Genomic DNA, 12,835 nt, shown 5'->3' with positions numbered 1-12,835 from the left:
GCAATCGATAGACCCTTTCTCGTATTTAATAGGTGTAACTTTGTGATAAAAAAAATATCGACTTTAATAATTATTTCTCTTAGCTTATTTGCTTGTGATGGATTACAGCAAACAAATAATCTGTCTCATACCAAGTTTAGTGATATTTCATTCGAAAATGCTTCTGCAATAACCGAAAATTCGTCGAGCCATTGGTTGGAACGCAACACCATTTATGTTGTTAATCACCTCGATAATAATTTGTATTTATTGTTAAGTGCCAATAAAGATCTTGAACCTATTGTTTTAACTGCGGCTACTTTGAGTGTTAATTTAGCGGATACATTTCCGCATTTAGCGGGCAAGGGCAAGGCGTACAGTTTACCTAAAAATATCGATGATAATGTAATAAAGCAGTTATTAAAAGCGCAACTATTGCTGGTCGGTGTCAGCGTTGATCACGAAATAATCAGTGCCACGAATATGCAAATTGGTAATGTAATTGATGATCTTTATACTTCTGCAAGTGATGACGCCGATGAAATAACCGATTTGGGCTCGACATTGTCTGCGCAAGGTACTCAATTTAAACTATGGGCACCAACGGCTAAAAGTGTCAGTGTTTTATTGTTTAATCAAGATAAATCGGAGCATGAGTTACAAGAGATTGAATTAAGCCAAAACTTAACAACGGGTGCATGGCAAGAATTAGTTAAGCAGCCATTAATGGGCATGTATTATCAATATAAGATTGAAGTATTTCATCCTGAAAGCCAGCAAGTTGAAACGCTAATAACAACAGACCCTTATTCTTTAAGCTTATCTGCGAACAGTGAATATTCTCAAGTAACTGATTTAAATAATCCGTTAACCAAACCTTTGGGCTGGGATGAGCAAGCAAACCCAACAGTTGCAAACGTTGAAGACAATATTTTTTATGAACTGCATATTGGCGATTTTAGTGGCACCGATAATAGTGTTGCAGACCATCAAGCTAAAGGTAAGTATAAAGCCTTTGCTGAGCAAAATAGCGACGGCATTAATCATTTAAAATTACTGAAACAGGCTGGATTAAATAACATTCATTTATTGCCTGCCTTTGATATTGGCACTGTTAATGAAGTAAAAGAACAACGCATAACTTTGACCGACAAAGTAGAAAAACTATGTTCAATTTATGCCAAACACAGTCTTTGTCAAAACGCAGAACTCAATAATCAACAAACCTTACTAGATATTTTAAACAGTTATGACCCGGCAAGCTCTGAGGCTGAAAAAATGGTCAGTGAATTGCGCGAAATTGATGACTACAACTGGGGTTATGATCCGTTTCATTACACTGTGCCGGAAGGTAGTTATGCGTTAAACCCAGAAGGTAATGCGCGTATAGTTGAGTTTCGTGACATGGTACAAAACATCCATAACTTAGGTTTTCGGGTGATCATGGATGTGGTGTATAACCATACTCACCAAGCCGGTTTAAAAGGCACATCGGTACTTGATAAAATTGTGCCGGGTTATTATCAGCGACTAAATCCTGTAACTGGGTTAGTTGAGCAGTCAACTTGTTGTGACAATACTGCAACTGAACGAAAAATGATGGCTAAATTGATGACCGACTCGTTAGTGGTTTGGGCTAGAGATTACAAAATTGACGGTTTTCGCTTTGATTTAATGGCGCATCAACCAAAGTCGGTAATGTTGCAAGCACGAGAAGCGGTGATCGCGGTTGATCCAGATACCTATTTTTATGGAGAAGGTTGGAATTTTGGTGAAGTAGCCAATAACCAACGTTTTGTGCAAGCGAGTCAATTAGAATTAGGTGGTACCGAAATAGGTACTTTTACTGACAGACTTCGTGACGCGGTACGTGGCGGTGGTATGACAGAATCTGGTGATGAAATAAGAAAACTACAAGGCATAGGGAATGGTTTATATACCTTACCTAATGAACTTCGCAGTCAAGCTGATAGCCAGCAACATTACCTTTTACTTGCTGATCAACTTAGGGTTGGTTTAGCCGGTAACTTAGCTAATTTCCCATTAACCAATGCGCAAAACGAACAGGTTACTGGTAAAGATATACCTTATGGCGACCAACCATCCGGTTATGCCTTAGATCCTGCCGATACCATCAATTATGTGTCAAAACATGATAACCAAACCCTTTGGGATAATAACCAATACCGTAATGACTTTAGCTTAAGTATTGATGATCGGGTACGTTTGCACACCTTAAGCTTGTCATATCCATTGCTCGCCCAGGGTATTCCATTCTTACATATGGGGTCAGAACTATTACGTTCTAAATCTTATTTGCGTGACAGTTACGATTACGGGCATTGGTTTAACAAGGTCGATTTTGCAATGCAAAGCAATAACTATAATGTTGGTTTACCGCCACACGAGAAAGATCAGCAAAACTGGCAAGTGATCAGCAAAGTCATCAATAAGAATGCCGGTCGTGATCTGGTTAAAGCAAAGCATATTGAATTTAGTCGGTCGCGCTTTATTGAATTATTAAAAATTAGAAGCTCAATAAATTTATTTCGTTTAACCACTGCTGAAGCAATTAATTCACAACTTAAATTTCTTAATACCGGCAGTGAGCAAGAGCTTGGCTTAATTGTTATGAGTCTGACAGATAAGGATGATATCGATAAAGAACATCAGCAAATTGTAGTTGTTTTTAACAGTTCGGCCAAGCAGCAAACCTTTGCATTTGAAGGAGCCGAAACATTCACCTTGCACCAAGTACAAGCGACAAGTTCTGACCAATTAATACGAGAAAGTTTAGCTGATGAAAATGGCTTCACGGTTAATAAATTTAGCACTGCAGTATTTGTGAAATAAGCATCAAACTAATAGGATTTCCAATGAAAACGTTATTTAAGATCGTTACCATAATCGCAATATTTTCCAGCCCATCATTGCTAGCTAAAGAAGTGAGTGTTAAATCGCCCGATGGTAATCTGGTGTTTACGCTTTCTGATACAAATGACGTTATTAAGTATAAAGTGACATTTAATGGCGAAGAGGTTGTTGAGCCGTCAAAACTTGGGTTGGTGTTTAAAGATGGCCCATATTTAGACGGTGGTTTTGCCATTGATACCGTTAAAACTACCTCGGTAAACTCTACATGGCAGCAGCCTTGGGGAGAGCAACAAAACATTACCGATCATCATAATGAATTGGCCGTAGCCTTACTTGCCGAGCGAGCAACCGTTAACACGTTTACGGTAAAGGTTAGGGTATTCAATGATGGCTTAGGTTTTCGCTATGAAGTGCCAAAACAAAATGGTTTAGATAAGGTAAATATCACCAATGAATTAACCGAATTTGCCATTAAAGATTTTAAGAATTCAACAGCGTATTGGATCCCATCGCGCGAATTCAATCGTTATGAGTATGTGTATAACACTACAGAGTTTGAAGAGGTTAACATTGCCCATACGCCATTCACCTTCACCTTAGGCTCAGGTGTACATATGAGCATTCATGAAGCCGCGCTTATTGATTATGCGGGTATGTCGGTAAATCAACGCCGCCCAGGGGTATTAAAAGCTGATTTAGCACCTTGGTCGGACGGTATTTTAGTTAAAACTACAGCCGGTTTTACAACCCCGTGGCGCACTATTCAAGTGAGTAAAGATGCGGTTGGTCTATTGAATTCAAACTTGATTCTAAATTTAAACGAACCGAACAAACTTGGTGATGTTAGCTGGGTAGAGCCGGGCAAATATGTGGGCATTTGGTGGGGCATGCATGTAAAAGAAACAACTTGGGGGAGCGGTGAAACTCATGGCGCAACAACCTCTGAAGTAAAACGTTATATGGACTTTGCCGCTAAATATGGTTTTAAAGGAGTGCTCGTTGAAGGATGGAATGTTGGCTGGGATGGCGACTGGTTCTTTAATGGTGATGTCTTTAATTTCACCGAAACTTATGATGATTTTGACATTAATGCGATAAGCACACATGGCAAAAATGTTGGCGTAGAATTAATTGGCCACCATGAAACATCAGGTAATGTAACCAACTATCGTAAGCAAATGGGCGCGGCTTTTGATTTATATGAAAAGCACGGCGTAACGCAAGTGAAAACCGGTTATGTTGCTGATGGTGGTAACATCAAACGTATCGATGAAAATGGCATCGCCCGTCATGAATGGCATGATGGCCAATTCATGGTAAATGAATACTTGTACAATATTACCGAAGCGGCAAAACGAAATATCAGCATTAACACCCATGAACCTATAAAAGACACAGGTTTGCGTCGTACTTACCCAAACTGGATTGCCCGTGAAGGAGCTCGTGGCCAAGAATTTAACGCTTGGGGAACACCTCCTAACCCTCCAGAGCATGCAGCAATGCTGCCTTATACAAGAATGTTGGCCGGGCCAATGGATTTCACTCCTGGTATATTCAACATGGGCTTTAATGGTTTAGGTGCGGACACGAACAGACCACAAACTACCCTGGCTAAGCAATTAGCCTTATATGTTGTGTTGTATAGCCCTATTCAAATGGCGGCAGATTTACCGCGCAACTATGAAGCTAACTTGCCTGCATTTCAATTCATTTTAGATGTACCAACTGATTGGGCTAAGTCAATTGCGGTTGCTGGTGAAGTAGGTGATTATGTTGCATTCGCTCGTCAAGACAAGCATAGTGAAGATTGGTATGTAGGTGCGCTAACCGATGAAGATAGCCGCACGATCGAGATTAAATTAGACTTTTTGTCTGCAAATAAACGCTATGTTGCCGAAATTTATCGTGATGGTGAAAATGCTAATTGGATTGAAAACCCGTACGAAATGATCATTGAACAAAAAAATGTAACTCAAGTAGATACACTAACGTTACCGTTAGCAACCAGTGGCGGTGTTGCCATTCGCTTTAAAGCAATAAAATAATAAAAAGTAGAATTATGAGCAATCAAAAACCACAATTATCGTTCTGGCAAATATGGAACATGTGTTTTGGCTTTTTAGGCATCCAGTTTGGTTTCGCCCTACAAAATGCCAATGTTAGTCGAATTTTTCAAACCCTTGGTGCTGAAATTGACGATATCCCTATTCTTTGGATCGCTGGACCTATTACAGGATTAATTGTACAGCCGATAGTCGGCTATTTAAGTGATAATACCTGGAACAAATTTGGCCGCCGTCGTCCATTCTTTTTTGCTGGAGCCATTTTAACAACACTTGCTTTGTTTGTTATGCCGAACTCTTCAGCACTTTGGATTGCCGCCGGTACATTGTGGATTTTAGATGCATCAATAAATATTACCATGGAACCGTTTCGCGCTTTCGTTGGTGATAATTTACCACATGAGCAACGTACTACTGGTTTTGCCATGCAAAGCTTCTTTATAGGTATTGGCGCAATTGTGGCTTCAGCAATGCCGTATATGTTGGCTAACTGGTTTGGTGTAAATAATGTTGCTCCTGCAGGTGAAATTGCTGAATCAGTTAAGTATTCATTTTATTTTGGTGGCCTGGTGCTACTCGCATCGGTGTTATGGACAGTATATTCATCAAAAGAATATAGCCCAAAGCAACTAGCCGAATTTGAAGCTGCAGAATTAACTGTGGGTGAAAGTAGTGCAGCCGTTGATGATAGAACTGATCTAAATTACCAACAAAAGGGATTGATCTATTTAACTATCGGCGTAATTTCGACCTTTGCCATCGTCCACTTTACTCTGGACAAGCAGTTGTTCATTTTATCGATAGGTTTTATTGTGTTTGCTTTGGTGCAATTTATAGTGGCTAAAATGCAATCATCCGGAAAAACCAGTAATGGCTTTTATGAGGTGATTGATGATTTATATCACATGCCTGAAACCATGAAGAGGCTGGCGATAACCCAATTTTTCTCGTGGTTTGGTTTATTCGCCATGTGGATTTATACCACGTCTGCGGTGACTAGTGTTCACTTTGGCTCTAACGACCCAACCTCAACGGCCTATAATACCGGTGCCGACTGGGTTGGTGTATTATTTGCCGCGTATAATGGTTTTGCAGCATTAGCCGCGTTTATTATTCCTGTTTTGGCAGCCAAGTATTCACGTCAATGGGCGCACTTCATTTGTTTATTTTGCGGCGCAGCCGGGCTAATTTCTATGGCGTTTATTGAGAATCCTGATTTACTGTTAGTGTCTATGATTGGTGTTGGTATTGCATGGGCATCGATTTTATCTGTACCGTATTCATTATTGTCAAGTTCACTACCGGCTAATAAAATGGGTGTATATATGGGAATTTTTAACTTCTTCATAGTTATTCCACAAATATTGGCAGCCAGCGTGTTAGGCCTGTTGGTTCGTGAGCTGTTTGCCAATCAGAGCGTTTATGCGCTAGTGCTTGGCGGTGTCTTTATGATTATAGCGGCAGTAAGTGTATTACGAGTTAAAGATTAGTTTCGACAATAATAGGTCATGCAGGAGCAATTGTTTCTGCATAACATCGTTATACCCGTTACCATTCAAAGCACTCAAAACGTATTTTGAACCTGCATATTGAATGATAACGGGTATATACATTCTATATCGCTTACGTTACTATTTTTTTAGTATAAACAAATATAGAACTAAGTAGTGAAAGCAACCTCCTTTGATATTGCCTATCGTGCCGGTGTTTCTCAGTCTACTGTTTCTCGCGCGTTGAGAAACAGTCCACTGGTTAATGAAGAAACTCGCCTTAAAGTTCAGGCCATCGCTAAAGAGCTAAATTATAAAGTCGATAAAAACGCCCGTAATTTACGTTCTCAACAAAGTAACACCATTGCACTGTTATTGTTTGAAGATTCTACCTCTGATGATTCACAAATTAACCCGTTTTTCCTTTCCATGCTTGGCAGCATCACCCGTGCTTGTGCCAATAAAGGTTATGATTTGCTCGTCTCTTTTCAGCAAATGGACAATGACTGGCATGCCGAGTTTGAAGATACTAACAAAGCTGACGGTATTATTTTATTAGGCTATGGTGATTACGTAGAATATAAGAAGAAACTAGTACAACTGCTTGAACAAAAAACACATTTTGTTCGTTGGGGCGCAGAAGTAAAAGATATGCAAGTAGCGACCTTAGGCTGTGATAACATTCATGGCGGTATGCAATTAACTCAGCATTTATTACATAAAGGTCGCAGTAGATGTGCTTTCATAGGTACCGCATCACGTCGGGCTCCAGAGTTTAATGATCGTTATAAAGGACATGTTAAAGCTCTCAAAAAAGCAGGTGTTTCTGTGGATGAAAATTTACAAGTTGATGCTCTGTACACCGAAGAAGCCGGCTATTTGGCAACCAAAGATTTATTAGCCCAAGGAGTAAAGTTTGATTCTTTATTTGGCGCTTGTGATCTTATTGCTATTGGCGCAATTCGTGCACTTAAAGAGCATGGTTTAAAAATTCCTGATGATGTTTCTGTGGTAGGTTTTGATGATATTCCTATGGCCAACTTTATAAACCCACCTTTGACTACTGCCAAACAAGACACCATACTTGCTGGACAGCTCTTGGTTGATAACTTGCTAAAACTCGTGGGTGGTGAACAGCCAAACACTACCTTAATTCCAAGCCAGTTAATTGAACGTGGTTCAACCGATACTTAATCTCCTATAAGAACAATAATACCAAGTCCATAATTAATGGAATTGGTATTATTCGTTCACGAATAAAATCTTTATAATAAGTTAATTTATTGTTGCTTGCCCTATTTCGTACTGTTAAATTAGACAGATAACTTGTCTAATTTGCAGTAACATGAACAGAACCTTCCATAACTATTTTATTTATTTACTCGCCTTTAGTAGCGGCTTTTCAATCATGGGCATTGAGTTACTTGGTGGTCGCATATTAGCTCCCTATTTTGGTTCAAGCGTACATGTATGGGGCAGTATTATTACTGTGTTTATGTTGTCGTTATCTTTTGGCTACTTACTTGGCGGGCGATTATCATTAACTAAACCTTCCTTAAAGCGTTATGGCAGTATATTTATGTTTGCCGGCATTGCATTATTGCCGATAGCGTATTTTGCTACTCCTATGCTGGAGTTTGTTTTTGATAACATTGAAGACAGCCGATATGGCTCACTAGTAGCCTCTATGTTGCTGTTTTTCATACCCACAATTATTCTTGGGATGATATCACCTTACTCTGTACGTTTATTAGTGACCAGTCATATTGAAAGTGGCCATGTTGCAGGCATGCTTTATTTTGTGTCTACCTTGGGCTCGGCAATTGGTACGTTAGCGACATCATTTTATTTGGTACTTTGGTTTGAAGTAAATACAATAATCTTTAGTTTTTGTTTACTGCTTATAACGCTTGGAATATTAGCGATATGTTTTTACAAAATGGAATTTAAAAATGCACATGTTCAACTGCAATCATAAATTTTTAGGCTTACTCGCCTTTATTTTATTCATTCCGTTTTCTGTACAGGCGGAAATAATAAAAGAAGAGCGCTCTTTATATCGCAACATTATTGTTGAAGATAAAGGCGATATTCGTTGTTTAAAATTTTCTGTTAAGCGTCTGAAAACGAGTCAATCTTGCATCGATAAAACCAAACCAAAAGCATTGGTGTTTGATTACACCAAGTATGTCATGTCTTCTTTGTTATTTAATCCATCGCCTAAGAAAGTACTTATTATCGGATTAGGCGGCGGCACATTGTCAAATAGCTTATTAGAATTATTTCCCGACGTTGAAATTGATAATGTTGAAATTGACCCTGCGGTCATCAGAGTAGCGAAGCAATATTTTGATTTTAAAACATCTGATAAGGTGAGAAGTCATACCCAAGATGGCCGTATTTTTATTAAACGGGCAAAACGTAAAAATCAACAATACGATTTGATTATTCTCGATGCCTTTAATGGCGAATATATTCCAGAGCATTTGTTAACCAAAGAGTTTTTAGAAGAAACTCAAAGTTTGCTTACCGATAATGGAGTATTGGTTGCGAACACATTTTCTAGTAGTAAACTTTATCATCATGAAACGGCTACTTATCATGCAGTATTTGGTGATTTTTACTCTTTGCAAAAAGGTTATAACAAGGGTAACAGAGTGATCATGCTCCCTAAAATAAAACCGACTAATGTAGAGTTGTCAGAGCGTTTGATTAAATTAGAGCCAAGATTAGCAGACTATAATATTAAACTAACCAATATGTTGGCCTTTTTAGAAATTGAGCAACTACCTGATGAAGAATATAAAGTTTTAACCGATCAATATTCTCCGGCCAACCTATTGTAAAGATCGCCAAGAAGTGGCCATAGCAGACGACCTAGTCGTCCCGTACTCCACTATCGTCTTCCCGTACTTGATACGGGATCTTCTTGTAGGTGATTAAAACTTAAAATCACCACCTATGGTGAAGACTTCATGCTCTTCACCATTTATTTCAAATACTTGCATTTCAGATTTTAAAATAAAGCTGTCGTAATCATACTTAAAACCAATGCCATAGAACATATCAGTACCACCATCTAAGTCTGAGTTCATTCCGGGTTGACCATAAACAGGACGTTGATTGGCACTAAGGGCGTTCGCTTGGCTTTCTTCAATTTCCCAGTTGTTCAGCCCAACTTTGGCAAAAAATGAGGACTTTTCTGTGAGTGGGACTGAGCCAATGATATTTATCATAATAGCGGATGATTCGGCGCTATCTCTGAAGCGTACTTCGCTCGCTTCATCAAGAACTGCATCTTGACCTTTGTGGGCACCTTTTAAATTAGCGTAATCTGCTTCTAGTCCCCAGTAAGGATTGAATTGTAATGCATCAATTGCTTTTTCTTCGTCGCTTCGATTATTTAATGCAAAGATATTTCTTTGATTTTTAAAATATTGTTTTTGATGACGATAATTAATTTTCTGAACTGGCAAAACCCCATCAACATTTGGTTTTCCATCAGGCGCTTCGTTGAGAATTGTTTTATCTTTAACCGCAGTTTCAATAGTGTCATTAGAGTTGTTATCTTTACTGTTCTCTATGTTCTTGGAGGTAGCATTAGTTTTTTGATTTTTGGTAGTAGGTACTTGTTTTACAAATACTTTGTCTGCTTTTATTGGAGGACGTTCGGGCATCAAAAATAGCGCAGTAACAGCTATGAAGATAAAGGATAATATGATGAGCGTTTTTTTCATTTCTTTCCCAAAATCATTTGATCAATTTTTTGTTATTTTTAATAAACTTAGTTTAAGTATAGTTGCCATTTTCGGATGAGAGTAGAGTAACAATGTTTTAGTTTGATAGTTAGTGTAAACATCTAATGTGTGTAGCTTATCTTTTGCTAAACTTATTGATAATAAATTAGTTGAACGAGGATTTCTTTTGGCGAAGGTAGAACAAAATTTAAATATTAGTGCCCTTGAACTGGCGGCAAAAAACGCATATAACAATGCCTACGCACCGTATAGCAACTTCTTTGTAGGTGCGGCGGCACTAACAAAAAATGGCAATATAGTCAGTGGTTGTAATGTTGAAAATGCCTCTTATGGATTAACTGTTTGTGCAGAACGAAATTGTATTGCTCAAGCAGTAATTAATGGTGAGCAACAATTTCAAACGTTAGTTATTTATACCGAGCAAGAAAAGCTCACACCACCTTGTGGTGCCTGTCGACAAGTGATTGCCGAATTTTTGGATCAATCAGCAATAGTCACTGCGGTAAATCACCTTGACCAACAAATAAGCTGGACCGTTAAACAGTTACTTCCAGATGCTTTTACCCCGAAAGATTTAGAATAGGCAATATTATGTTTCTTCCACAAGAAATTATTCGTCAAAAACGTGATGGTAAAGTCTTATCGAATGCTGAAATTCAAGGCTTTGTCACGGGATTAGTTGATCGCAGTTTTAATGACGCGCAAGTAGGTGCTATGGCGATGGCCATTGTGCAACAAGGGATGAATGTTGATGAAACGGTCGCCTTAACAAGACAAATGATGAACTCTGGAGATGTATTACAATGGCCTGAGCTTGATGGACCTATTGTAGATAAGCACTCTACTGGTGGTGTCGGCGATAAAGTTAGTTTTATGTTGGCGGCTATTGTTGCTGCTAATGGCGCTTATGTGCCAATGATCTCAGGGCGAGGACTGGGTCATACTGGTGGAACAGTAGATAAATTAGAAAGTATTGCTGGTTTCAATGTTCAGCCTACTACAGAGCAATTCAAACATATCGTAAAAGATGTAGGCATGGCCATAATAGGGCAAACCAGTAACATTGCTCCAGCAGATAAACGCTTATATTCAATTCGGGATATTACCGCAACGGTTGAGTCAGTACCGCTTATTACCGCGTCAATTTTATCTAAAAAATTATCGGCGGGCCTTAATGCTTTGGTAATGGATGTTAAAGTCGGTAATGGCGCTATGATGCAAGATATACAGGCATCAAAAGAACTGGCACAAAGCATTGTTAATGTTGCTAATGGTGCAGGGGTTAAAACCCAGGCAATTATAACCGACATGAATCAAGTGTTAGGAAATACCGCCGGCAATGCCCTTGAGATTAAAGAAACGCTAGACTATTTAAGTGGCGAATATCGAGATCCTAGGCTGCATGAAGTAGTAAATGCTTTAGCTTGCGCAATGCTGATTGATGCGGAGTTAGCAAAAAATACAAATGATGCTAAACAGCTAGTAAATAACGTCTTATCAAATGGCAAGGCTGCAGAAGTTTTCGCTAAAATGATCACTCATATGGGCGGGCCAAGCGACTTGTTCTCTACACCAGATAAATATATGCCTGTTGCTAACGTTATTGAAGATATTAAAGCGCCAACAATTGGTGTAATAAACGCTATGCAAACACGGGATATAGGCATGGCTGTGGTTACTTTAGGCGGTGGTCGATTATCAAATGGGCAAGATGTAGACCATAGCGTCGGATTTGATCAAATTATTCATATTGGTAGTAAAGTAACTGCCGGGGATGTGATTGCCAGAGTACATGCCAATTCTGCTGACAGTTTAGCTATTGCTAAAAACAGTTATCTGAATTCAGTACAGATCAGCGAGGTAGTTAACAACTTTAATCCAGTGATTTATCAGACCATTACTGAAAATAGGAAGGCTGAATAATCAGCCTTCGAGTGTTTTGTTTACATCGCCAATTTTGCTGCATGTAATAATAATTCTGGCGCTAGACGAGTTTTATAATTTGGATTAACGTATTGAAATTGTACTAATCCTTTTGCATCTACTACATACACTGCAGGTGCTGGTAATACTAAACGTTCATCTCCAGCAGCATTTTTTTGTAATGGATTCTGTAAGTTCATTTTTGCTAAATAGCGATCGGTTACTTTTTGTGAAGCATAAAAAGCCAAACCGAATGCCTGGCTAACATTGCTGTTGTAGTCTGATAAAAGTTGGTAGCTAAGCTCTTTCTTATTAATACTTTTTTGCAAGTCCGTTGGTGAGTCTGTCGATATGCCAATTAACTGAAATCCGAGATTTTTAAGATCACCTTCTATTTCTTGAAGTTGTCCCATTTGTACATTGCAAAATGGGCACCAACCGCCACGATAAAAAAATAGTACCGTTGGCTTACCACGGATTAATTCAGCCAAATCAACGTTTTCATTTTTTATAGTACTTGTCATCGTGCTTGGAATTGATTGTCCTGGCAGTAAAGGCGAAACTAAGTCTTGGGTTTCAGCGATTGGTTTTGCCACTACGTTGAGGCTTAGCGATAATAGGGCTAGCAAGGTTAATATTCTTTTCACAGTTCACTCTCTAATTTATAAAAAAATTTATGTTATTCTGATAGACCAAGGATAAGCGGAAAACATTTCCTTAAAATAAGATATTATATATCCAAGCCAAT

10 protein-coding genes are annotated in these 12,835 nt (G+C 38.7%); 8 read left to right on the top strand and 2 right to left on the bottom strand.

Annotated features, from left to right (window positions below; genetic code table 11):
• Positions 1 to 42 precede the first annotated feature (42 nt).
• From pulA to RGQ13_RS19550, 6 genes are all read left to right on the top strand, one after another.
• On the top strand, positions 43 to 2,832 hold the full coding sequence (gene pulA, locus RGQ13_RS19575) for a pullulanase-type alpha-1,6-glucosidase (protein ID WP_348391411.1): 2,790 nt from the start codon (positions 43 to 45) through the stop codon (positions 2,830 to 2,832).
• Positions 2,833 to 2,855: 23 nt separating this feature from the next.
• Positions 2,856 to 4,898: a glycoside hydrolase family 97 protein gene (locus tag RGQ13_RS19570; RefSeq protein ID WP_348391410.1), complete on the top strand. Its 2,043-nt coding sequence runs from the start codon at positions 2,856 to 2,858 to the stop codon at positions 4,896 to 4,898.
• Positions 4,899 to 4,912: 14 nt separating this feature from the next.
• Positions 4,913 to 6,406, top strand: coding sequence for an MFS transporter (locus RGQ13_RS19565; protein ID WP_348391409.1), 1,494 nt, complete (start codon positions 4,913 to 4,915; stop codon positions 6,404 to 6,406).
• Positions 6,407 to 6,583: 177 nt separating this feature from the next.
• Positions 6,584 to 7,600: a LacI family DNA-binding transcriptional regulator gene (locus RGQ13_RS19560; RefSeq protein ID WP_348391408.1), complete on the top strand. Its 1,017-nt coding sequence runs from the start codon at positions 6,584 to 6,586 to the stop codon at positions 7,598 to 7,600.
• A gap of 151 nt (positions 7,601 to 7,751) precedes the next feature.
• Positions 7,752 to 8,384 (top strand): fused MFS/spermidine synthase, encoded by a 633-nt coding sequence (locus RGQ13_RS19555; protein WP_348391407.1) that lies wholly within the window; start codon positions 7,752 to 7,754, stop codon positions 8,382 to 8,384.
• Complete coding sequence (locus tag RGQ13_RS19550; RefSeq protein ID WP_348391406.1) at positions 8,365 to 9,252, top strand: spermidine synthase; 888 nt, start codon at positions 8,365 to 8,367, stop codon at positions 9,250 to 9,252. The genes RGQ13_RS19555 and RGQ13_RS19550 overlap by 20 nt, the downstream gene beginning before the upstream one ends.
• A gap of 93 nt (positions 9,253 to 9,345) precedes the next feature.
• Here RGQ13_RS19550 and RGQ13_RS19545 read toward each other — a convergent pair whose 3' ends face one another.
• A complete protein-coding gene (locus RGQ13_RS19545) occupies positions 9,346 to 10,143 on the bottom strand; it encodes a hypothetical protein (protein ID WP_348391405.1) in 798 nt (265 codons plus the stop codon).
• Positions 10,144 to 10,330: 187 nt separating this feature from the next.
• Here RGQ13_RS19545 and RGQ13_RS19540 point away from each other — a divergent pair, with 187 nt between their 5' ends.
• Both RGQ13_RS19540 and deoA read left to right on the top strand, forming a co-directional pair.
• Complete coding sequence (locus tag RGQ13_RS19540; RefSeq protein ID WP_348391404.1) at positions 10,331 to 10,747, top strand: cytidine deaminase; 417 nt, start codon at positions 10,331 to 10,333, stop codon at positions 10,745 to 10,747.
• A gap of 8 nt (positions 10,748 to 10,755) precedes the next feature.
• Complete coding sequence (gene deoA / locus RGQ13_RS19535) at positions 10,756 to 12,087, top strand: thymidine phosphorylase (protein ID WP_348391403.1); 1,332 nt, start codon at positions 10,756 to 10,758, stop codon at positions 12,085 to 12,087.
• Between the two features lie 20 nt (positions 12,088 to 12,107).
• Here deoA and RGQ13_RS19530 read toward each other — a convergent pair whose 3' ends face one another.
• The gene (locus RGQ13_RS19530; RefSeq protein WP_348391402.1) at positions 12,108 to 12,734 is read right to left on the bottom strand and encodes a peroxiredoxin-like family protein; all 627 of its coding nucleotides are present in this window, start codon (positions 12,732 to 12,734) and stop codon (positions 12,108 to 12,110) included.
• Positions 12,735 to 12,835 lie beyond the last annotated feature (101 nt).

Origin of the sequence: Thalassotalea psychrophila (assembly GCF_031583595.1) — a bacterium.
GTDB lineage: Bacteria > Pseudomonadota > Gammaproteobacteria > Enterobacterales > Alteromonadaceae > Thalassotalea_A > Thalassotalea_A psychrophila.
The sequence above is the reverse complement of the archived record's forward strand: the minus strand, read 5'-3'. Positions and strand labels throughout refer to the sequence as shown.

Coding starts and splice junctions, on each gene's coding strand:
- RGQ13_RS19565 (WP_348391409.1), top strand. CDS start 4,913: ATGAGCAATCAAAAACCACAATTATCGTTCTGGCAAATATGGAACATG.
- RGQ13_RS19545 (WP_348391405.1), bottom strand. CDS start 10,143: ATGAAAAAAACGCTCATCATATTATCCTTTATCTTCATAGCTGTTACT.
- RGQ13_RS19555 (WP_348391407.1), top strand. CDS start 7,752: ATGAACAGAACCTTCCATAACTATTTTATTTATTTACTCGCCTTTAGT.
- RGQ13_RS19550 (WP_348391406.1), top strand. CDS start 8,365: ATGTTCAACTGCAATCATAAATTTTTAGGCTTACTCGCCTTTATTTTA.
- RGQ13_RS19570 (WP_348391410.1), top strand. CDS start 2,856: ATGAAAACGTTATTTAAGATCGTTACCATAATCGCAATATTTTCCAGC.
- deoA (WP_348391403.1), top strand. CDS start 10,756: ATGTTTCTTCCACAAGAAATTATTCGTCAAAAACGTGATGGTAAAGTC.